11 protein-coding genes and 1 riboswitch are annotated in these 23,945 nt (G+C 38.9%); of the genes, 7 read left to right on the forward strand and 4 right to left on the reverse strand.

What is annotated here, in order from left to right; translation table 11 throughout:
- The first annotated feature begins 84 nt into the window (after positions 1–84).
- From B5D82_RS13960 to B5D82_RS13970, 3 genes are read left to right on the forward strand one after another with little or no spacing between them, the layout of a single operon-like run.
- Positions 85–1,395 (forward strand): TolC family protein, encoded by a 1,311-nt coding sequence (locus B5D82_RS13960; RefSeq protein ID WP_081152364.1) that lies wholly within the window; start codon positions 85–87, stop codon positions 1,393–1,395.
- A complete protein-coding gene (locus tag B5D82_RS13965) occupies positions 1,388–2,737 on the forward strand; it encodes an efflux RND transporter periplasmic adaptor subunit (protein WP_081152365.1) in 1,350 nt (449 codons plus the stop codon). Before B5D82_RS13960 ends, B5D82_RS13965 begins: the two co-directional genes overlap by 8 nt.
- Positions 2,738–2,739: 2 nt before the next feature.
- Entirely contained in the window at positions 2,740–5,913 is a 3,174-nt protein-coding gene (locus B5D82_RS13970; protein ID WP_081152367.1) for an efflux RND transporter permease subunit, read from the forward strand.
- Between the two features lie 438 nt (positions 5,914–6,351).
- Here the strand turns inward: B5D82_RS13970 and B5D82_RS13975 are convergent, their stop codons facing one another.
- Complete coding sequence (locus B5D82_RS13975; RefSeq protein ID WP_081152368.1) at positions 6,352–6,900, reverse strand: cupin domain-containing protein; 549 nt, start codon at positions 6,898–6,900, stop codon at positions 6,352–6,354.
- Positions 6,901–7,072: 172 nt separating this feature from the next.
- Between B5D82_RS13975 and B5D82_RS13980 the strand changes: the two genes are divergently transcribed.
- The 3 genes from B5D82_RS13980 (at position 7,073) to B5D82_RS13990 (ending at position 15,236) form a co-directional block, all read left to right on the forward strand.
- Positions 7,073–8,365: an NAD(P)/FAD-dependent oxidoreductase gene (locus tag B5D82_RS13980; protein ID WP_081152370.1), complete on the forward strand. Its 1,293-nt coding sequence runs from the start codon at positions 7,073–7,075 to the stop codon at positions 8,363–8,365.
- Between the two features lie 160 nt (positions 8,366–8,525).
- Positions 8,526–10,607: an amidohydrolase family protein gene (locus B5D82_RS13985; protein WP_081152371.1), complete on the forward strand. Its 2,082-nt coding sequence runs from the start codon at positions 8,526–8,528 to the stop codon at positions 10,605–10,607.
- Between the two features lie 573 nt (positions 10,608–11,180).
- Positions 11,181–15,236, forward strand: a complete 4,056-nt coding sequence (locus tag B5D82_RS13990) for an ExeM/NucH family extracellular endonuclease (protein ID WP_081152373.1) — start codon at positions 11,181–11,183, stop codon at positions 15,234–15,236.
- 188 nt (positions 15,237–15,424) lie between these two features.
- Here the strand turns inward: B5D82_RS13990 and B5D82_RS13995 are convergent, their stop codons facing one another.
- The 3 genes from B5D82_RS13995 to B5D82_RS14005 form a co-directional block, all read right to left on the reverse strand.
- A complete protein-coding gene (locus tag B5D82_RS13995) occupies positions 15,425–15,892 on the reverse strand; it encodes a 2TM domain-containing protein (protein ID WP_081152374.1) in 468 nt (155 codons plus the stop codon).
- Between the two features lie 129 nt (positions 15,893–16,021).
- Positions 16,022–21,559 carry an ABC transporter substrate-binding protein gene (locus B5D82_RS14000; RefSeq protein ID WP_172820649.1) on the reverse strand — a complete coding sequence of 1,846 codons (5,538 nt, stop codon included), beginning with the start codon at positions 21,557–21,559 and terminating at the stop codon, positions 16,022–16,024.
- Between the two features lie 100 nt (positions 21,560–21,659).
- Positions 21,660–22,472 carry a cobalamin-binding protein gene (locus B5D82_RS14005; RefSeq protein WP_081152377.1) on the reverse strand — a complete coding sequence of 271 codons (813 nt, stop codon included), beginning with the start codon at positions 22,470–22,472 and terminating at the stop codon, positions 21,660–21,662.
- 267 nt (positions 22,473–22,739) lie between these two features.
- Here B5D82_RS14005 and B5D82_RS14010 point away from each other — a divergent pair, with 267 nt between their 5' ends.
- Complete coding sequence (locus B5D82_RS14010; RefSeq protein WP_081152379.1) at positions 22,740–23,438, forward strand: histidine phosphatase family protein; 699 nt, start codon at positions 22,740–22,742, stop codon at positions 23,436–23,438.
- Positions 23,439–23,639: 201 nt separating this feature from the next.
- Positions 23,640–23,837: riboswitch (cobalamin riboswitch) on the forward strand.
- Positions 23,838–23,945 lie beyond the last annotated feature (108 nt).

The following is a 23,945-nucleotide window of genomic DNA, read 5'->3' on the forward strand; positions in this document are numbered from 1 at the left end:
TTTTAATTTAGGAATGCGTATGTGCCCTGTTAAAGAATCATGAATCATTAATTTATATAGGGTATTTCAAGAAGGATGAAAAATATGCGAATGATAAACACCTTACTGATAACATTATTTTTATTATCAGCTGAACAATTGTCTGCCAAACAAGTAAACATGCATTCTGCCTCAGAATATGACGTATTAACTGAGCAAAATGCAATTGCGCTTGCGCTAGCAAACAATCCTAACCTTGCACAAATTAAGGCCCGATATGAGGCGATGAAAAGCATATCTTCACAAGTTGGTACTTTACCAGATCCAATACTAACCCTAGGGGCTATGAATTTTCCAACGGACAGTTTTGACAGATCACAAGAAGGGATGACCCAATTACAAATAGGCGTATCACAGGCTTTTCCTTTTCCAGGTAAGTTAAGCTTGAAAGAAGATATCGCTGAATTTGAAGCCAAAGCCGCTTATTATGATGTTGCTGAAATGCGTTTACTATTAACGAAGAATGTCAGTAATAAATGGTGGCAGCTGTTTTATTTAGACAGAGCAATAGAGACGGTTGATAAAAATCAAGCATTGCTAAAGCAATTTATCGAAGTGGCGAAAACAAAATACACAACAGGCAAAGGACTACAACAAGATGTCTTATTGTCCCAATTAGAATTATCAAAGCTAATAAACCATAAAATTCAAATAGTGGCTTTAAAAGCAACCCAGATAATTCAATTAAATATTTTAATGGATATTACGCCACGTTCACCTATTACCCTGGCAAATAAATTAAGTTTCAATCAACCGCATTTATTGGCCGAAGAACAACTCTATCAATTAGCCATAAGGTCTCGGCCATTACTTCAAAAGCACAAACAATTAATATCAGCGGCTAATTCTCGGCTTGATTTAGCTGAGCGAGACTATTATCCCGATTTTAATATTGGTGTTACATATGGTGATCGCATAGGTCAAAACTCACAACCGATGGGCGGCGATAGAGCGGATTTATTTTCTATTAAACTCGGTATTAAAATTCCCTTATTTGCCAGTACTAAACAGTCATATCGGGTAAAACAAAGAATCAGCGAACAGTTTAAATCCAAATATGCTTATCTCGATGAAAGCAACCAGGTAAAGGCTGATATCGCTAGATATATCACAGATTATCGTCGCTCTGAACAGCAACGTTCTTTATTTGAAACAGGCATTTTGCCACAAGCACGACAAACCGTTCAGTCCATGTTAGTCGGTTATCAAGTCAGTGAAGTGGATTTTTTAAACCTAGTCGGCAGCCAAGTAACTTTATTTAATTATGAGCTACAGTTTTGGCAATCAGTCTCTCAAAGTAATCAAGCATTAGCATCGATACAAGCCTCTATTGGCAAGGAATATATATATGAATAAATCCACGTTGTTCACCGCCATTATTATGTTGGTTATTGGCTTAGGAATAGGCTATTTTTTATCTGACCAAGAAAGGGGGCCTGCTAACGCGCTAGCAGATAACGTTTCCGTACCGAAAAATAATGAAAATCCCCTATTTTATCGAAATGCTATGAATCCATCGGTTACTTCACCTGTACCAGCAAAAGATGCCATGGGAATGGATTATACGCCAGTGTATGCTGCCGAAACTGATCAAAAAGCGGTATTGGGAACGGTTAAAATAGATCCCGTGGTAGTTCAAAACATTGGGGTTCGCACCGGTATTGCAAAAAAAGAGTCAATGAGTCGCACTATTCGTGCTGTTGGTCGGGTTGATTTTGATGAACAAAAAATGGCACGTTTACATCCAAAAGTTGAAGGTTGGATTGAAGACTTATACGTCGATAAAACAGGTGAAACGGTAAAAGAGGGAGATGTTTTAGTTAGTATTTATTCGCCAAAATTAGTATCAACTCAGCAAGAATATTTATTGGCGTTGAACAGCCTCAAATCACTCGAAAATAGCCCTTTTGAAGATGTTGCTCGAGGTGCTAAAGACATGGTTGCCAGCGCCCGAGAGCGCTTAAAGTTACTTGATGTACCAGAGCATCAAATTGTTGAACTTGAAAAAAGTAGAAAAATTAAAAAACAGCTACACATCCATACACCCGTAGATGGCACTGTGACACGTATTGGTTCTAGGCAGGGGCAATATGTAACGCCTAAAACTGAGTTATATATGGTGGTAGATTTAAGCCAAGTATGGGTTTATGCCGATGTATATGAATATGAATTACCCTGGATTAAGGTCGGCGATGAAGTCGAAATGACCTTAGTCAGTGTGCCAGGAAAAATATTTTCAGGTCGTTTAGGTTATATCTATCCTTATGCCGAAGCAAAAACGCGTACCACAAAAGTTAGAATTATTTTTGATAATCCGGAACAGTTACTCAGACCAGATATGTTTGCTGAGATAACCATACATTCAGACGTTAATGAAGCTGCCATTGTCATTCCTTCACAAGCCGTAATTCGCTCGGGTGAGCGTTCTCAAGTTTTTGTGGTAACTGAACCCGGTCGATTTGAACCAAGAATAGTTACATTAGGCATAGAGTCAAATGGCAAGGTTGCCGTGCTCTCTGGTTTGATTGAGGGGGAAGAAGTCGTGACTTCTGCGCAATTTATGGTTGATTCAGAATCAAAGCTACGTGAAGCCACGGAAAAAATGATGCTACAGCTACAAAACAAAAAATCTAGTAATAATAAAGTGCCTCCAATGGACATGAAAAACTCTGCTGAAATGAAAGTTAAGGAGCAATAACAATGATTGAAGCCATTATTTCAGCCTCCTTAAAAGACCGTTTTATGGTCATTTTAGCGGCGTTAATTATTACTTTAGTGGGTTTGTTTGCTTATAAGAACACCCCGTTAGATGCGATACCTGATTTGTCTGATGTGCAGGTGATTGTTTTTACTAAGTTCCCAGGGCAATCACCGCAAGTTGTTGAAGACCAAGTCACTTATCCATTAACTACTTCAATGCTTGCTGTGCCAAAAACGAAAGTAGTGCGAGGTTATTCTTTTTTTGGTATGTCATTTGTTTATATTATTTTTGAAGATAATACTGACATGTATTGGGCAAGATCGAGGGTATTAGAGTCTTTAAATTACGTGAGTGGTCGATTACCACAAGGTATTACTCCCACTTTAGGGCCTGATGCAACGGGTGTTGGTTGGGTTTATGAATATGCTTTAGTGGATAAAACTGGCAAACATGACTTAGCACAATTACGTTCAATACAAGACTGGTACTTACGCTATCCCTTGCAGACAGTTGATGGCGTTGCTGAAGTGGCCTCTATGGGCGGTTTTGTTAAGCAATACCAAGTTGAAGTCGACCCGAATGCACTCGTGCGTTACAACATACCGTTAAACAAAGTAAAAATGGCAATTAAAGCGTCAAATAAAGATGTTGGTGGTCGCTTAATTGAGATGGCTGAAACAGAATATATGGTACGAAGTAAAGGCTATATTAAATCTATTGACGATCTCAATGCTATTCCTGTATCCGTAAGCCAAGATGGTACGCCCGTGAGATTAAAAGATGTTGCTCATGTTCACATAGGTCCGGAGTTACGACGTGGAGTGATAGATCTTAATGGCGAAGGTGAAGTGGCGGGTGGTGTTGTCATCATGCGCTTTGGTGAGAATGCCTTAGCTACTATTCAGGCGGTGCGTGCCAAACTTGAGGAGCTTAAAGCGGGTCTACCTGAAGGTGTGGAAATAGTGCCTGTATATGACAGAGGTGACTTAATAGAACGCGCTGTTGATAGTTTAAATACCTCATTGTTACAAGAACTTGTTATTGTCAGCTTAGTGGTGATTTTATTTTTATTGCATGCTCGCTCGGCTTTTGTTGCCATCATCACTCTGCCCTTAGGCATATTAATGGCATTTATTGTTATGAGATTTCAAGGCTTAAATGCCAATATTATGTCATTAGGTGGTATTGCTATCACGATTGGAACAATGGTCGATGGTGCTATCGTTATGGTAGAAAATGCCCATACCTGTTTAGCAAAAGCACGTGAAGAAAAAGGGCAGGATCTTACTAATGATGAACGTTGGAAAGTCATAGGTGATAGTAGCCGAGAAGTCGGGCCGGCATTATTTTTCTCTCTATTGGTGATAACGGTATCTTTTCTTCCTATTTTTACTATGCAAGCCCAAGAAGGTCGTCTATTTAGCCCATTAGCTTTTACGGCAACCTACGCAATGGCAGCATCAGCGATACTGGCGGTAACATTAGTACCCGTGATGATGGGATATTTTCTGCGTGGTAATATTATGCCAGAGCATAAAAATCCAGTAAATCGTCTACTCCATAAACTACACAAGCCCACATTAACATTCTTGATGAAGTTTCGAGGCCTCACAATGGTCTTGGCTGTTTCATTGCTTGCAGTGACTTACTATCCTTATTCACAACTAGGTAGTGAATTTATGCCGCCATTGGATGAAGGCGATATTCTCTATATGCCAACGTTATTTCCTGGTATCTCTATCACTAAAGCGAAAGAATTTTTACAACAAAGCGATAAAATATTAAAAACTTTTCCTGAAGTTCATCATGTTTTTGGTAAAGTGGGTCGTGCTGAGTCAGCTACAGATGCAGCACCCTTATCTATGATTGAAACAACTATTCGATTGAAACCCAAAGAGGAATGGCCAGATCCCACAAAAACAACAGCTAACATTATGGCTGAAATGGATAAAGCGATAAACTTTCCTGGTGTAGCAAACGCATGGACTATGCCGATTAAAACGCGTATTGATATGCTCTCAACGGGCATAAAAACACCCATAGGAATTAAAGTCTCTGGACCTGATTTAGTTGTTCTACAGAAAATATCGCAAGATATAGAACAAGCCATGAAAGGCTTACCTGAAACAACCTCTGCTTTTGGTGACAGAACCATTGGTGGCTATTATTTAGATTTTGATGTCGACCGTGAAAAAGCAGCACGTTATGGTTTAACCGTAGGTGCAGTACAAGATGTAATTCAAAGTGCCATTGGCGGCATGAATATAACTGAAACGGTTGAGGGGTTAGAGCGATATCCGGTTAATTTACGTTATCCCAGAGAGCTAAGAGATGATTTAGAGTCGCTTAAACGCGTGCTTATTTCAACACCAACAGGCACTCAAATACCTATGGCTATGGTTGCCGACGTGGTGTATCGACGTGGTGCGCCCGTTATTAAAAGTGAGGATGCTCGTCCTAACGCATGGATTTATGTCGATATTTCAAGTTCTGATATTGGCGGATTTGTGCGTGATGCTAAAAAAGTATTGGCAGAGCAAGTAGTTATTCCTTCAGGCTATACCGTAACTTGGTCCGGACAGTTTGAATATATGGAGCGTGCTGCGCAACGTTTAAGTATTGTTGCACCCGCTACTTTGTTCATCATATTTTTACTCTTGTATTTAAATTTTCGTAATGTCATTGAACCTCTGGTGGTGATGATGTCGATGCCATTTGCCTTAGTGGGGGGAATTTGGTTGGTATATCTCAACAATTATAATATGTCGGTTGGTGTCGCTGTTGGTTTTATTGCTTTAGCTGGTATGGCAGCAGAAATTGGTGTATTGGTGTTAAGCTTTATTGATACTGAGATCGCTAAGCGTCGTGCAGATGCGAGTGAACCTTTATCAGTGATTGAAATTAAAGATGCCGTATTGTCTGCAACCTCTAAGCGAGTAAGGCCTATTGCTATGACGGCAATTTCTACGATGGCAGGGTTAATTCCTATAATGCTTAGCTCTTCAACTGGCTCTGATGTAACTCACCGAATTGCTGCGCCTATGCTTGGCGGTATGTTAACTGTATTGATACTAAATTTACTGGTTTTACCTGTACTTTATAGTTTTATTTTACAGTTTCAAGAAGCCGCAAAGAAGAAGAGTGATCAAGCTATAGCGCTAACATCAGGTTAATTCTCTCAAAAAACGCCTTAGTGATATTTCATATTGCTAAAGCGTTTTGTTATTAATTAAGTGGTACATATGACGAATATGAGGCATCGAGTTGCTTAGCTAAACTTGGTCTAACGATGTTAAATCGCATCAAGCTATTTACCTGTTACTTTATTCTCACCTTAATATATTTGGTGAGTCTTTAAAAAGTCTAAAATAAAGTCGCGATAACAATTAGTTCTGTTATGTGGCTTGATGTGCCATTGTTCTTGAATTATCTATGAGCAATTAGATTCAATACACCGCATGACCTTTAAATCAACTAGAGACAATTGAAAATGCTAAGCAGGAAAAAGGGAATTAAGGTTAGATAAAATGACGAAAGGGATTAAGTAAGCCATGAAAAATTAAATACCTTAAATATTGGGGGTTAAGGGTATTTCAACCTTATTAACATAATTAAAAATTAGCTGGTGTTGTTGCGCTAATAATTTTACATACTTCACTAAAAGGGTTTCTAAAGCGATGAGGTTTATTATTATCGAAATAATAACTGTCGTTAGCATTTAAAATAAATACATCGGTGCCAACGGTAAGCTCAATTTTGCCTTCTAAAATATAACCGCCTTCTTCGGCATCGTTTTGCAGCATTTCAGTGCCTGTATCCGCATTTTCAGGGTAGGTTTCAACTAAAAAAGTCATTTGTCTTTTCGGGAAAGATTTACCGACTAAATGCATATGCACATCGCCTGAGCCAATATCCATTAATTCATCAGAGGTATAAACTACTTGTTGAATTTCTTCCCCATCATTATCTTCTGTGAAAAATTCAACTAACGAAATAGGAATGCCGTTCAACACTTTTTTCAGCGAGCTAATAGATGGGCTTACGCTATTTTTTTCAATCATTGAAATTGTACTATTGGTGACACCCGCTCTTTTCGCTAGTTCACGTTGAGACATATTTCTGATTAATCTAATAGACTTAAGTCTTTTGCCTACATCCATTTAATTTCCTTTGAGATTCAAACTATTATTTTGAATATATTTTTCTGAATTATATAACGAGAACTTGGCTTAAGTCATTAGTTGAGTTAAGTTGTTAATTATATTTTACGAGGTGTTTGTTTTTGTGGGCGCTCGTAACTTAAATTTTATTTAATAATAAGAGCAATTATCGATGACTAAAGTTCATACACCTAACCATGCGGATTCTTATTACTTTTCTTCTTTAAAATATCAACAAGATTATCCAAGCCTTCAAGATAGCATAAATGCTGATGTGTGCATTATCGGGGGAGGGTTTAGTGGTATTTCAAGCGCAATTGAGTTAGCCGAACGTGGTTACAAGGTTGTTGTGCTTGAGTCACATAAAATTGGTTGGGGCGCTTCTGGCCGAAATGGTGGTCAAATTATTCGAGGTCTAGGCCAAAATATAGAGGGCTTTAGAAAAACCATCGGCCAACACGGTGTTGATACCATCACTCAACTAGGACTCAATGCGAACCAAATTGTTATCGACCGTATCAATAAATACAAAATAGATTGTGATCTCACTATGGGCTATTGCGACCTTGCTACGCGTGAAAAACACATGAAGTCGCTCGAAGCTGAAGTGGCACACTTGAATCGTTATCAATATCCACACCCTATTGAATTATTAGATAAAGCTGAGCTGAAGAAACAAGTGATAGGCTCAGATGCTTATATTGGTGGCTTAATCGATATGGGGAGTGGACACTTACACCCGCTCAACCTTTGTCGAGGTGAAGCGCAAGCTGCAAGTTCAATGGGCGTAAAAATATTTGAAGACTCTAAGGTAGAAAAATTTACGGCCGGTGAAACTATTGTTATAAAAACTGCAAAGGGTGAAGTACAAGCTAAAAAGCTTATTCTTGCAGGTAATGCTTATTTAGGAGATCTTGCCCCTAAAATAGCACATAAAGTATTACCCGCAGGTAGCTACATAATAGCTACAGAGCCACTGGATGAAACAGTTTATAAAAAGTTATTGCCCAATAACCACGCGGTATGTGACCAAAAAATCGATTTAGACTATTTTCGTTTATCTGCTGATAAGCGTCTGCTATTTGGTGGTCTTTGTAATTATTCAGGTCGAGATCCTAAAGATATAGCCGCAACGTTAACCCCTAAAATGCTGAAAGCTTTTCCAGAATTAGCCGGCATTAAAATCGATTATCAATGGGGAGGAATGATAGGTATTGGTGCTAATCGATTGCCACAGATTGGCCGTTTAGATAAAAATATATATTACGCCCAAGCGTATTCAGGCCATGGAGTAAACATTACGCATGTAGCTGGAAAAATACTTGCTGAAGCTATTAATGGTGAGTCTGAGTTAATTAATCACTTTGCAAAAGTGAAACATTTTACTTTTCCTGGTGGTAAGCACCTGCGTTCACCATTACTCGCAATGGGTATGATGTATCATCAATTACTCGACAAGTTTTAGCCCATACGACATTCGTTAAAGTAATCAAATAATAAAACAGCAAGGCGGAAAGTTGGTTTTATTTTCTGTAATTTATTGCGTTTTAACCCCTTAAGTTGCGCAGGGCATTTGCAGCGGCTATTCTTCGTAATATCTCATTATAATAATAAAAGGAATTACCATGAAAATTCAGCTCAAAACTGTGCAACTATTTGTTTTTGGTATCGTGTTTATTACAACTTTAGGTTGCTCTGGGCAGCATCATAGCTCAGAAGGAATAGCCAAATCTGCGCTACCTGAGCAAGAAAAATTTAGCGTTATTTTCGGTGAAACCGACGTTGGCAAAATGGTAGTTAAGCGCAATGCTAAAAATATTAATATTGATTTTTCATTTAGTAATAATGGTCGTGGTGCAAGCAGCAAAGAAACTCTAACCTTATCAGAGACAGGGTTACCCATTGCTTGGCACATTACCGGGAAAACCGTATTCGGTAATGAGGTTGATGAACAATTTGGCGTGCAAGGCAATATGGCGAATTGGCAGAGTTCAGCTGAAAGCGGTAACGCAAAATTTAACAACAAGGCAATCTACATCGCACAAAATGCAAGTCCGTATGCGCTTTATATATACGCTAAAGCTTTGCTAGAACAATCTAATCATTCTTTATCGGCACTTCCGTCTGGTGAGTTAACCCTTACCCAAGTTGAACAAATTGAGCTGAAAGACGTAAACAATACTTTGGTCAAGGCCACTATTTATGCCATCAATGGGATTGAACTTGACCCTAGCTATATTGCACTTGATGACAACCACCATATGTTGGGCTATTTGTCTCCACGCTTTGTCGTTATTCGCGAGGGTTTAGAAAAGCATAACAAAGTTTTGAGCAATTTAGCGGCCAATTTAAACGCGAGTCGCTTTGAAAAAATAGCAAAGAAAGCCACACATCAATTTAACACTCCAGTACGTATTAATAATGTCAGAATATTTGATCCTGTAAGCATGCAGTTAACGACCCCTAAATCTGTGCTGATTGAAAAAAACAAGATCACGGCTATCGAGCCAGTGGTTGATAACGCTATAAATAGCGAAACGCTGATTGAAGGTAATGGCGGCACATTAATTCCTGGTCTATATGAAATGCATGGCCACATGAGCGATAACGATGCCTTACTGAATGTAATGGCAGGTGTAACATCAGTAAGAGATATGGGTAACGAAATAGCGGTACTCGATCCTTTAATAGACAAAATAGAAAGTAATCGAATTATTGGCCCACGTATTACAAAAAGCGGCTTTATTGAAGGACAAAGTGATTTTTCAAATGCAACGGGTGAAATGGCTTCAACTGAACAGGAAGCGGTAGACTTAGTGAATATGTATGGTGAAAAAGGCGGTTACTTTCAAATAAAGATTTACAGCTCCGTTAACGGTGACTGGGTTCCTGCAATGGCAAAAGCGGCGAAAAAATACGGTATGCGTGTGACCGGGCATATACCGGCGTTTTCTACCGTTGATGAAATGATCGCTGCAGGTTATGACGAAATAACTCACATAAACCAAGCTATGCTCAGCTGGGTGCTAGATAGAGAAGAAGATACCCGCACACTTTATCGGATCACTGGCATGAAACGCTTTGTCGATTTAGACCTTAATAGCGATAAAGTACAGAGTACCTTAAACACTATGGTGGCAAAAAATATTGCTGTTGACCCCACTATGGTTATTCATGAATTTGGCTTAACGGCTAGAAATGGTGAAACTCGCATTGGCACAAGAGATTATATCGACAACATGCCGGTTGGTGTGCAAAGAAGTGCAAAAGTTGCCTTATTAAATGTTGCTGATCCGCAAGAAGATAAAGCTTATCGATTGGCTTTTGATAAAATAATTTCCACCCTCGCAATGATGCATAAAAAAGGAATATTCCTTGTACCCGGTACCGATTTAGGTGGTGCATTTGCACTACACAGAGAGTTAGAGCTGTTTAAAAAAATAGGATTGTCTAATGCTGAAGTACTGCGTAGAGGCTCATATGATATGGCTAATTATTTAGGTTATGGTGAACAGCTGGGCAGTATTGAAGTGGGTAAGCTTGCAGATTTCTTCTTAGTACCGGGTAATCCAATATCAGACCTTGGCGCGATAAAAACAGTGTCTATGGTATCAAAAAACGGTGTGATTTATTTCCCTAGCGAAGTTTACCCAGAGTTTGGTATCAAGCCTTTCACTACAATTCCTACCATCATTGAAAGCCATTAGTTTGTAGCTAAAGCTCATGGCAATATGTTTATGTGCTGTTATCATAGCGGCGTGTAAACATTATTTATCTACACTCATTACGTGAAAGCCACTTTTAAATTCCGCATACATTTCTGGACTTAACTCACACGTACAACGTACACCTATAGCTTACGCGGATAAGTTACCTCATAACTTATGCAGTTCAGTTGAACCCATTCATGGCTTTCTTGCTACTACCCAAGTAAATTATTCCTGATTTATAGCTCTGTTTAAAAACCCGCATATACCATCCCCAGCTTAGGTTAAATTTTTTGAAATTTAGAATATTTCAACTCAAATTAATACTGTACAAATGGTCAGGTAATTAGGGCTGTAATGCAGAGGTATATTAATATCATTGTCTGTAGGCTCTATATTGAGCAATATTTTTATAATGGCAGATTAAAATTTGACCAAATGGTTATGTTGTGAGATATTTTAGACTTAATACAGATGAAATTGATTAGATGTGTAACGCTGTAAAGGGCTGTAATACTTTTGACATTTAATCATGAAATACTATGTAAAAGACTACTAATAGGAATAATAATAATGAAGCTAAAGTCCCCCATAATATTTGCTTATTTCTGTGCGTCACTAGCTCAAGCTAGTGATATTGCGGATGCTTGTTTTAACTGCCCGCCATTAGATAAAGTTGCCGATGCAACCAATTTTAACGATGGAAATTACTACGCTGATGCTTTTGCGGCTATCAATAGTAATTTGCCTGCAAGCGAAATAAAAACCAAAATAACTAACGCTATCAGCCAAAACCACAAGAATTTATCCTATTCAGAAGTGTGGTCGGCCTTAACGCAAACCGATGAAGATCCCTCTAATACCGCCAATGTAATTTTGCTTTATAGCGGAATTTCATTACCTAAAATGTCAAATGGTAGCGGTTCTCAAAGTACAAACCAAGATAACTGGAACCGAGAACATGTTTGGCCAAAAAGTCATGGTTTTTCAGCTTCAAGTTTAGAAGCCTATACTGATATTCATCATTTACGTCCTACTGATATTTCAGTGAATTCGTCGCGCGGCAATTTAGACTTTGATAACAGCGATTCACCTTTGTCAGAAGCGCCGGAAAATAGAGTTGATAATGACTCTTTCGAGCCTAGAGATTCAGTAAAAGGTGATGTTGCCCGTATGGTTTTTTATATGGACACGCGTTATGAAGGCTCAGACGCAACACCTGATTTACGCGTTGTTGACCGTTTAACGTCGGTTGGCGACAGTGAAATTGGTCGTTTATGTCGACTACTTGAATGGCATGCAGCAGACCCTGTTGATGCTACAGAGCAAAACAGACATAACCGCATTTATGAATATCAAGGTAACCGCAACCCCTTTGTTGATCATCCTGAGTGGGTAAATCTACTATTTAGTGCTGATGCTTGTGCGGGTACAGGTGACACAGGCGGCGGTGATACTGGCGGTGGCGATACCGGTGGCGGCGATACTGGTGGCGGCGATACTGGTGGCGGTGATACAGGCGCACCTTCATCTTCAAGTGCTTTGTTTATTTCTGAATATGTTGAAGGTAGCAGTTACAACAAAGCCATCGAGCTTTTTAATGCCTCAAATACTGACATAGATTTAGCCGCTGAAAATTATCAATTAGGCCGTTTTAGTAACGGTGGCACAACCGCATCAATGATCAACTTGGATGGTATCGTCGCTGCCAATGGTACATTTGTTCTTGTCAATACAAGAGCTTCAACGGACTTGCTAGCACTTGCAGACCAAGAAAGTGGTTCACTGAGCCATAATGGTGATGATGCTTACGTGCTGTATAAAAATAATGAAGTAGTCGACTCTTTCGGTCTTGTCGGTGAAGACCCAGGCTCAGCTTGGGGTAGTGAAACTTATAGCACCAAAGACAATACTTTACGTCGTAACAGCAATGTTGTCAGTGGTGATACCGTTATCAATGATACATTTGAACCATCACAACAGTGGACAGGCTTTGGTAAGGATGAATTTTCAGATATAGGTCAACATGTTGTTGTTAATCCTGAAATTTTTATTTCTGAGTACATTGAAGGTGGTAGTTTAAATAAAGCTTTAGAGTTTTATAACCCAGGTCCTAATGCGATAGATTTGAGTGCAGGTAATTATCAATTAGGCCGGTTTAGTAATGGCAGTATTGACGCCGTTATGATTGACCTTGATGGTGTTATTGCTGGCAATAGTGTTTATGTTATTGCTAATTCAGGCGCTGCCACAGCAATTCTCGATGTTGCTAACCAAACATCTAACAATGTTAGCCATAATGGCGATGACGCTTATGTTTTATATAAAAATAATGTTGTGATCGATTCAATTGGTCGTGTTGGTGAAGACCCTGGCTCGCAATGGGGAAGTGATTTACAAAGTACAAAAGATAATACCTTAGTGCGTAAAAGCACAATCACAATGGGTGATACTGTTGTTGATGATGCTTTTGACCCTGCGCTAGAGTGGGATGGTTATGCTAAGGATACTTTTGACTATATTGGTGCCCATACAAGTAATGGTGCTGGAGAGCCCATTAGTTTAATTGGTGAATGTGCCGATCCAACAACCTTAATTAGTGCTGTACAAGGTGCAGGGTTTTCTTCACCATTTGTTGGCGAAAGTCATATTATTGAAGGGGTTGTAACAGGTAGTTTTCCTGCGCTAAACGGCTTCTTTATGCAAGAAGAAGCCATTGACCAAGATGCCGACCCACTAACATCAGAAGGTATTTTTGTTGCAACTACTGGTACAGAATTCCCTGCAGTAAATAGTGTCGTTAGGGTTATTGGTAAAATATCAGAAAGTTACGGAAAAACACAAATCAATCAATCAGAAGCGACGTTAATTTGTGGTGCTGATAGTGTATTAGCCAGTAATTTAAGTTTACCTTTTAGCTCAAGTGAAGCACGTGAAAGCATCGAAGGTATGTTAGTTACTATCTCAGGAACGTTAACGGTTACTGACAACTATAATCTAGGTCGTTATGGTGAAGTTGCTTTATCAAATGGTCGTTTATATGTGCCAACAAATATGCATCTTCCAGGCACTGTTGAATATAGCGCATTAGCAGCTAGAAATGCCCTGAATAAAGTCACGCTTGATGATGGTATCAATGGTTCAAATCCTGAAAACATTATTTACCCGACTAACGGTTTATCAGCAGCCAATACGTTACGTGCTGGAGATACGGTAACATCGTTAACTGGTTTGGTTGATTATAGTTTTGGTAATTATCGAATTATTCCTGTCGAAGCTCCGACTTTTGATAGTGCTAATTTAAGAACTGAAGCACCTGAGCTAGTTACCGGCAACCTGCGAATAGCTAGTTTTAACGTATTAAATTACTTTAATGGCGACGGCTTAGGTGGTGGATTTCCAACTTCAAGAGGCGCAGATAGTTCTGAAGAGTTTGACCGTCAACGCAGTAAAATAATTGATGCTATTACCAAAATGGATGCTGATATTATTGGTTTACTTGAAATGGAGAATGACGGTTTTGGAGAGCACAGTGCCATTCAAGATTTGGTCCACGGGCTAAACTTAGTTGCCCCTGCGAATGTACACTACAGTTTTGTTAATCCTAATATTTCTGCTGATCCAGCTACTGGCATTGAACTGCTAGGTGGTGATGCCATTAAAGTTGCCATGATCTATAACGATAAAGCGGTAACGGAGTTTGGTACCACAGCTTATTTAACTGGCTTTCCATTTGAATATCATAATCGTCCACCTATGGTTCAGTCTTTTAGAGCCACTGAAACGGGTGAGCGCTTAACGGTAGCGATTAACCATTTCCGATCTAAAGGTTGTTCAAGTAGCGGTGGTGTTGAGAACGAAGATAAACTTGATGGTCAAGGTTGTTATAACTTACGTCGTGTTCAAGCAGCAGAAGCGTTAACGGCATGGTTATCGACTTATCCTACGGGTATTGCTGATGACGATATCTTAATCATCGGAGATTTAAACGCTTATACTAAAGAAGATCCGGTCAGTACCATTGAAAATGCTGGCTACACTAACCTAGCGCAAAAGTTTATTGGTGATATGGCCTATAGCTATGCTTATCAAGGTGAAATAGGTACTTTAGATCATGCGTTAGCTTCGGCTTCTTTGACTGACAAAGTGCTTGATGTAACTGAATGGCATATCAATGCTGATGAACCGACAATTCTTGATTACAACGTGGAATATAAAAGTGACGAGCAGTTAGTCACCATGTATGACAGCACGGCTTATCGCGCGTCTGATCATGATCCAGTGTTAGTTGAAATTGAAGGTGTAACGCCACTTATTTCAGTGAAAGAAGTGCATACAGACCTTGGTACAAAATCACGCTGGAGCACTTTTAAATTTCAGGTACCAGAAACGTCTGTAAGCTTTACCGCTACAATTACGGGTGGTGCAGGTAACGTTGATTTATATGTTAGAGAAGGTAAAAAGCCTAATACGCAGAAGTTTGATTGCCGACCAATGTTAGCGGGTAATGAAGAGAGCTGTGTGATGGATTTACCCGCCTCAGGGACTTGGTATATAAGATTACGCGGCGAGCGTCATTACAGTGATGTCACCCTAACTTTAGAAGCGTTATATCCGGAGCCGCTATAATTAGGCGGTGAATACTCAGTGAGAAAATTGTTTTATATAGATTTGCTACTGACTTGAGTAATCTAAGAAGAACGCTGAATTAGCACTGTTAAGTTAATTTAGCGATATCCATTAAAAAAACATCTACCCATTGGGTAGATGTTTTTTTATGCTTATTTAGTGGTTTGAGATGGTTTGATTAGCGGGCGTTAAAGCTTTTTTCCTAATCTCTTTTCAATTTGTTTCTTTTCCCAGTCAGCACCAAAAAAGCTGTATACCTCAAATACACTGATCCCATGCGATATCACCCCAATACCCCAGCCAAATGCTGCCCACCAAGCCCAATAATAATCAGGACTAGTAATAAAGTTAACGATAAACAAACCTAGCATTACCACGCCATAATTAATAAGGTGACTATAAAATCCTTTAATGTCTCTCACATGCTCAATAACACGATTTTCTTCTTCGCTGTATTTGTCTGAGTTATCCATGTTTTTCTCCTCCAGTAATTCATCAAGTTCAATTTCAAAAACAGCGGCAAGAGACTTTAATGATTCCAAACCTGCTTTTTGACCTCGTTCAATGCGTTGAATCGTTCTTATATTTAAGCCACTGAACTGGGCTAATTGCTCCTGAGACCATGCTCTTTTAAGCCTTAATTTTCGGACGGTCATTTACTTCTCCTTGTTGCTGCTCGTATTGAACTATTCATTATTAGATAAGGTTTTACTACGACTTTTACCTGACATTATAGTGACAGTTATTAAAAATCAACAGCTTATGGCTACTGTGTTACTGGCTGATTATTTAATTATAATTTCTTTTAGTTGTTTGGCCGCGTCGTCAAACTCATAAACTTCAACTTTTGCCATAATGTTTTTTAGTTGCTGGTGGTATGTTTGCTGTTGGGTCATTGATAATAATGCATGAATGGTATCAATCGCCGCCACATCATAGTTTTCAACGTCAACTTTTAATTGCGCAATCAGATTTTTGCAGGTTGAAATATTGAAATCTACATCCGTTGGCTCAGGATGTTTTAGCGCAGCTAATGCTTGTTGAGTACGGCTGAGTTCAAGCTGACACTGTGTTAACATATCAGGTTTAATAGCTTGCAGGGCAGCATTGCTTTCTAACTCTTGGCAAAGCTCATAAAGCTGCTTAGCACCAATGTTACCCGCTACTCCTTTCAGGGTATGAGCAAGTTGTTCAATAGCCGCAAAATTATTGCTGGCGTATGCCGCTTCTATTGGTGCCATTGCGTCGGCGTAATTGTCTTTAAATTTAAGCAGTAGGCGCTGATATAGTTCATGATCATTTTGCGCTATCGCTAAGCCAGATTCTCTATCTATGCCGTCAAATTCAGGCATAGTGATTGTGCTATTTTTATTGGTAAATAGTAGCGCTGAGTCGTCAGTTAATGTCCTTGAATGAGTCAAATTAGCCGGATGGCTTAAAACGACCCATTGGGCCAATTTTACAAATAATTCAGGCGGATTAATTGGTTTACCAATATGTTCATTCATGCCCGCTGCTAGCGCTTTTTCACGATCGCCGGCCATCACGTTGGCGGTCATAGCGATAATGGGTAAATCGATAAACTGTGGATTTTGACGAAGCTCGCGCGTGGTGGAATAGCCATCTTTAATTGGCATTTGGCAATCCATTAATACCCCGTCAAAGTGCTCCTGATTAAGACGTTCTATTGCTTCTTGGCCGTTATTCGTTACGACTACTTCAATACCGTTGCTGGTCAATAATTCAGTCGCTAATTCCTGATTTATTTCATTGTCTTCAACCAATAATATTTTTGCCCCTTGCAGTATATTTATTGCTGGTACTGATTCGTGGGAAAATAAATTATATTTACGACTGCGCAAATGTTCGTGACCTAAAGCTATCAATAAACAGTCAAGCAAATTAGAAGAGTTTATTGGCTGCTCAATGATGGAATACTTATCACCGTCTTCGAGTACTTGCGGAGCGTTATCTTGCTTACTTTCAAGAATATGTAATAGGGGTAACTCAGCATGGGCAGCTCTAATTAATGCTATGTCTTGAGTGCTTTTATTGTCGTTGCTGTGTTTAATGTCGAATATTAAGGCATCAAAAACCTTAGTTTGCTGTTTTAATTCAGGCAGCGCTTGTGCCGCCGAGGTAAAGTTCTCTACCATAAAACCAAACGATTGTAGAATTCTCAGAACGGTGGGCTTAGCCCCTTCATTATTGGATATTAAAGCAATGTTTAAATCGTTAATCGAGGTTGTATTTTCACTTGTAGCATTGATACTCTTCATCGATTGGCTTTGAAAATTTACGGTGAAGTGAAAGTTACTGCCAATATTTTCTTCGCTTTCGAGCCAGATTTCACCACCTAGTAATTCAACAAGGCGCTTGCAAATTGCTAAACCTAAACCTGTTCCGCCATATTTTCTTGTTGTTGACGAGTCTGCCTGACTGAATGATTGAAAGAGTTTTTCTTGTTGCGGTTTACTCATCCCTATACCGGTATCACAAACGGAAAATTTTAAGGTCACATGTTCGTCATGTTTATTGATACATGCCACATGTACTTTAATTTTTCCTTGCTCAGTAAACTTAGCGGCATTACTGCCAAGGTTTGTTAATATTTGACTGAGGCGTAGCGGATCTCCAATCAGATTGAGGGGGACATTATTTTCAACATCAAAAATTAGCGCAGTTTGTTTCTCGTTAAGTTTATCAACTAACATATTACTGAGGTTATCGAGAATATCATTTAAGCTAAAAGGGATAGATTCAAGTTCGAGCTTATTCGCTTCAATTTTTGAAAAGTCTAAAATATCGTTAACGATACCGAGCAACGACTCAGCCGCTAGGTTAACCTTGGTAATATGGTTTTGTTGTTCAGGTGTTAAGTTTGTTTTCAATGCTAATGCCGACATACCAATAATAGCGTTCATTGGCGTTCGAATTTCATGAGACATATTCGCTAAAAAATTAGATTTAGCTTTCACCGCATCTTCGGCTAAAGCTTTAGCATGGACGAGCGTTTTCTCTGCCATTTTTTGTTCACTAATATCGACAAATGTACCTAACAACCCACCAGCACTGCCATCTGCTTTGGCAAAGCTTTTTACCCAATACATAATGTTATGCTCTAACCCATCGGCGTAAACAATCGATACTTCTTTGCGTATCATACCCATTGAAGCAATGATTTCAAGATCCTGCGCGTGATAGGATTTACGGTCTGCTAAGGGTAAGTATTCTAGGTCTAGTACCGTTTTGCCGATAACATCTGCTCTTTTTACATTGAACGTTTCTTCATAAGCACTATTCACGTTAGTAATTTTTGAATTTGGGTCTTTAACAAATATAGGGTAGGGAATGGTGTCAGCCAGTGCCTGCTGGAAAAGAATGTGTTCAGCTACCGCAGCATCGTGAAGTTTACGATCGGTAATATCTCGAATAATAGCGACGATAAAACGGTCATTATGAATATCAAGCGCGTTAACCGTTACTTCAGCTGAGAACTCACTACCATCTTTACGTTTGCCGGTAAGTTCAAGCAGTTGCTTTTCTGGTGTCAACTCATGCAATATGTGTTCAAAAATATGCAGTTTTGCTTCTTCAGGTAATAAGAGTTCAATTTTCTGTCCAATGATCTCTGACTTGTCGTAGCCAAACATGGTCAATACTTGCGAGTTAACAATATTGTGAACTCGGTACTTATCTAACATTAAAATAGCGTCAGGCGCTGACTCCATTAAAGCGGCAAACTGTGCTTTGGCTGCATTTCTTTGCGTAACATCAATTAAGGTTAATCGTACCTCGGTTAACTTTTCATTTTCGTCATAAACGGGTAGGGCTGACATCATAGTGTCAATCGTTTGTGTCTCACTTATGTTAACCGGTATTTCATACTCTAGTAGGTGCGACTTAGTATGAAATATTTGATGTACATAATGAGCAGGCGCAACAAAATTTTGCCAATTTAATGAGGTGAATGTTTCGCGTGGGCGCTTAAACATTTGCGCGAATACACAGTTGTGTTTAATAAACATACCTTGTGCATCTAAGGTGGCATAGGCGACTGGCGCATGTTCATATAACTCCCACAATGCCCGTTCACGTTGGTGAAGCTCAGCGGTGCGATGTGCCACTTGTTTTTCTAGTTCTTCTTGCGAACGGCGCATATATTTTGTTGAGCGTTGGCCAACAGTAATGGTAAAAATGTTCGAGGTTAAAGTTAATAGTAAAGTAATAAAAGCTATTAACATCAGTTTATTACGTAAAGAATCTACCCCTTTCATCGCTTCATCGGCATCAATTTCTGTTGCGATACCAAAACCGTACTGGTTATCCCATAACCAAGCGCCAAATACTTTAACTCCGCGATAATCGTTATAACCTAAGACATTGCTGGTAATTTTTTGGTTAGTGATCAGACTAATGTTATCTGCCCGCGCATTATTGACCAGATGATTGGCCATAAGTGTCAAGGGGAGTTGCTGAGTATTATTAGGAATAACTCGATGCTTAGTGACATTTATTTGTGGATCTTTCAGTACAATAAGTTGTTTGTTATTGCTGTGTGCTTGAAAGTAACTGAGCGATGATAATTCAGTTTCAAAACGACTCTTTGAGAGCATTTGTCCCAATTGGCTGACTAAATAGCTTTCGCCTGTTTGGCCAATACGACCTTGTTGCATAATGTTAGACAGCTGACCGCTGGGTTTAATACCCACAGCTAAAGCCGCTATAACGTGATTGTTGTCATTTAGTATTGGCGTGATCATATACAAACTGTATTGATCTATCGGGTTAATGGTATTGCCAAATAAGCGCTTAATATCAGTCTTCATTGCTGGTACAAAGCGGCTTTCACCCGAAAAAACTGCGGCGATAACTTCTGGGTGTTGCTCTGCGATTAAGCTACTTTTACCTAGGTTTTCATTGTTATTCGAGCCAATATTAATGAAGTCTTGATTAATAACGGAAAAGTCTTGGCCTTCGATACTGCTTTGGCGAAAATATTGACGAATATTTTGCATTGCTCTAGATGTAATCAGGCTGTTTTTTGCCGCAGGTTGAAAGAGTAATGCTTTAGTGAGGCTAACCAGATTGTCATCTTTAGCCATTTGTTTTAATAAGTTTTCTTGATCACTAATCCAATCATTGAGGCGTGTTTTTGTTGCTTCGACAACGACCTCAAGATTTTTTTGCATATTAACTTTAGTCGTTTTTTCATTGTCTTGTAGCGTCAGATAAATAACACTAAAAATAATTGCTACATTCAATATTGATAACGAATGTACGATAAATGGAAAATTCCTCGAAGACATAAAAGAAGCTAGGCGCTGCTGGCTAATTAATTTTGGCAACAGCAAGGTAATCGCAATTAATAAAAACGATAACAACACCATGAAAATGATCAGCGAAGTGCTGCTGTCATCAGTAGTCTTATTGGCAGAAAAATTTATTAGCGCATCTTCGAGTAGTAAATTATCGGGTATAAAAGGCGAATCTATCATCTCAAGTTGATGATAAATTTCACTAATCTTTTCCATACGGGTACGAGCAATTGAGCCAAGAGGAATAAATTTAGCTAATATTATTTTACTAATTTCGTCCGCTTCAAAAGCTAAGTGGCTATGAGTCTTACCTTGGCTATTATACTTTTCTTCAATTAACTTAATTATTTCTGTTTTATGGCTGAGTGCATATTGCCAACCTTTTATAGTTGCTTGGCGAATAGCTTGCACCCGTTGAGGGTTGTTTTTAACCTCTGATTCACTGGTAAATAAATTATCACCATAAAAATCAATGCCGTAGTCTCGAGGACTGATGGTTAAAATATCAATGTTTTTTTCGGCCATTTCGAATGGCTCATTCGTACTGTAAATTAAAATGGCGTCAGTTTCGTCTGCCGTTAACGCGGAAAGTTTGCCTGATCTTTCTTGCCAAATGAAAGCTGATATATCTTGCTCTGCTTGTAAAAGCATCGCCGTTATTGAAGCCGAATTTTTAAACTTATAATCCACCATGATGCGTTTGCCAATAAGGTCGAACGGACTGGCAATGCCTGAAGAGCGCAGTGTCGCAATTGTGGTGGGCGAATGTTGAAATATTTGTGCGACAATAACGACTGGTTTGCCCTGATTTTTGTCAACGATTAAACTTGAGTCACTTATGCCATAATCTGCTCTACCGTCAATGACATAGTCGGTTATAACACCGGGACCATTGAATTCTCTTAATTCTACGTCTAATCCGTGTTCTTTATAAAAACCCTGTTCTTTCGCGGCATAGTAGCCGGCATATTGAAATTGATGAAACCAGTTTAGCTGTATAGACACTTTATCAAGTTCTTGACTTAAACTTTGGCTACTGAAAACGAAAAAAAGCAAACAAAACATAGCTTTTAGGGAATTGATATTACGGAAAAAAATTAACATATTATGTGTGTTCAGCCCATTGCTGGATAATGTTAGCGAGTTGCTCAACGCCATCAGTCAACGCTGCTGGTCCTGGCTGTAAAATATCAGTAGAGTTTATCTCATAGATATCATCATTTTTTATTGCTGTTATGGCTTGCCAACCGACTCTCGAGGTTACTTTTTCTTTATCGAATTTACGTCCACACCAAGAGGCAATATAAATATCTGGATTTTTAGTAATAACATCACTGGCATCTGCAACAATGCGATTTTTTGCTAATGACTGTGTGGAGAATTCTTGATAGCAATCGATTCCGCCAGCAATCTCTATTAACTCACTCACCCAACCAATACCGGTGATAATAGGGTCAAACCATTCTTCAAAATATACCATTGGCCGAGCAGGAAGTTTATCTGCTTGCTGTTTAATTCTGCGTAAATTGTTTTGCATGTCAGTAACAAGCTTTTCGCCTTTTTCCGGTTGTCCTATTAAGCCAGACAAAGTACGTATCATCTGCAATATTTCACTGATACTGCGATGATTAAAACAGTGGACTTGTATGCCTTCTTTGATCAAATCTGCGACGATATCAGCTTGCATGTCAGAAAATGCTAAAACTAAATCTGGTTTTAACGATAATATTTTGTCGGTTCTTGCGGTTATATAGGCACTGACTTTTGTTTTTTCTTTTCTTGCCCGTTCAGGGCGCATGGTATAGGCCGAAATACCAATAATACGGTGATCTTCTTCCATAAGATAAAGCGCTTCGGTAGTTTCTTCTGTTAAGCAGATAATTCGCTCAGGCCATTTTGGTTCAGGAACAGGGGTCATGCATTTTCCTTGTGACTCTCGGTAGTCATTGTTAATAGCAATATCAATGGATGTAATTTTTTCTTTGTCTTAAAACTAAATGTCTTAAAACTAAATTTATTTAGGCTAGCTGCTTTTTACTTTATCAAAAACTGAGCAGCAATGATTAGTTATTTATGCTCTAAATGCTCAATAGTTAGTGTTAATACAATAACTATATTTGATAGACTGTTGTTATTGATTTAATTTCAATTTGTTTAATGAAGTTTGCATAATTAGGAGCAGGGCTTGTCGGTATTTAATGTTTATTTATTACGCCACGGAGAATTAGTTCAAACAGGCATTCTCTGTGGGCGAACGGACATTGCGCTTTCTAATACGGGTAAAAGTCAGCTTGTTAACGCCACGAAAAATTTATCTGACATTGTTAATTGCTATAGCTCTCCCCTTATACGATGCCGAGAGTTTGCTGAACAATATTGCCAACAAAATCAATTGCCATTAAAAATTTCAGTTGAATTGCAAGAAATGGACTTTGGTGACTGGGACGGAAAAAGCTATCAAGCGCTTTGGCAACCTGAGCAGGGGGTGGAGCAGCAAGGGGAAATAGCTACCGTTAACAACGCGCCAACCTTAGGTGATTTTTGGCAAAACCCGTGGCAATGTCAGCCACCTAACGGTGAAACCATGGCAAGCTTTACTGAACGCGTTGATAGTTTTTGGCATCATTTATTACGACAACTGGTACAAGAGGATAGCCAAAAATATAAATTAAAAAACAAGCCAAAACATCAGCAAAAACCATTAGGAAATACCTTAGTGATATGTCATGGCGGTGTTATTCGGTATATTTTGGCTAAAGTATTGGGTTTGCCGATACCAGGTGTCAATCATATGGCTAATATTGATGTTCCTTATGGTGGATTAATTCACCTACAAGTTACGATTGATGATAACGCTAAAGCTTGGCCTAAATTGATGTTATAGCAAAAATTTTAGTTGTTTAATTTGGCTTTATCGTTTGCCATGTCTAGACCGTGACTCATTTTAATCTGCTGGCAGTCAGCCAATAACTGCTAAATAAATATATAACAGCGAGGCTTTATATGTTTTTAATCGATAACTGCGTTAAAAAAAACTTGCTATTTTGTCCTAGCTGTCGATAATCTCGCCATTAAATCAATAATGTCATATTCAATTTTACCTTCTTTGATGGGAAAACCATTGTTGAGAATGTAAAACTGGGAATGTGGTGAAAGTCCACAACTGTACCCGCAACTGTAAACAGAACGATATACCGGCAAATCTTCATGTAATAAAGTGATTTGTGTAGGAGTATATCTAGATGCTGTAAGTCAGGATACCAGGGGAAATATGTGCATTAATTACCACGTCGAGCGGGTTACTCTGGCATTGGAATTTTTATCTTTTTTCATTTTGACCATGTCATTTTTGAAACTAGATTTCTCCCATTAAACCTCAAAACCGTATCGA

This window comes from Cognaticolwellia beringensis, from assembly GCF_002076895.1.
In the GTDB taxonomy this organism is placed as follows: domain Bacteria; phylum Pseudomonadota; class Gammaproteobacteria; order Enterobacterales; family Alteromonadaceae; genus Cognaticolwellia; species Cognaticolwellia beringensis.

Coding starts and splice junctions, on each gene's coding strand:
- B5D82_RS13960 (WP_081152364.1), top strand. CDS start 85: ATGCGAATGATAAACACCTTACTGATAACATTATTTTTATTATCAGCT.
- B5D82_RS13965 (WP_081152365.1), top strand. CDS start 1,388: ATGAATAAATCCACGTTGTTCACCGCCATTATTATGTTGGTTATTGGC.
- B5D82_RS13970 (WP_081152367.1), top strand. CDS start 2,740: ATGATTGAAGCCATTATTTCAGCCTCCTTAAAAGACCGTTTTATGGTC.
- B5D82_RS13975 (WP_081152368.1), bottom strand. CDS start 6,900: ATGGATGTAGGCAAAAGACTTAAGTCTATTAGATTAATCAGAAATATG.
- B5D82_RS13980 (WP_081152370.1), top strand. CDS start 7,073: ATGACTAAAGTTCATACACCTAACCATGCGGATTCTTATTACTTTTCT.
- B5D82_RS13985 (WP_081152371.1), top strand. CDS start 8,526: ATGAAAATTCAGCTCAAAACTGTGCAACTATTTGTTTTTGGTATCGTG.
- B5D82_RS13990 (WP_081152373.1), top strand. CDS start 11,181: ATGAAGCTAAAGTCCCCCATAATATTTGCTTATTTCTGTGCGTCACTA.
- B5D82_RS13995 (WP_081152374.1), bottom strand. CDS start 15,892: ATGACCGTCCGAAAATTAAGGCTTAAAAGAGCATGGTCTCAGGAGCAA.
- B5D82_RS14005 (WP_081152377.1), bottom strand. CDS start 22,472: ATGACCCCTGTTCCTGAACCAAAATGGCCTGAGCGAATTATCTGCTTA.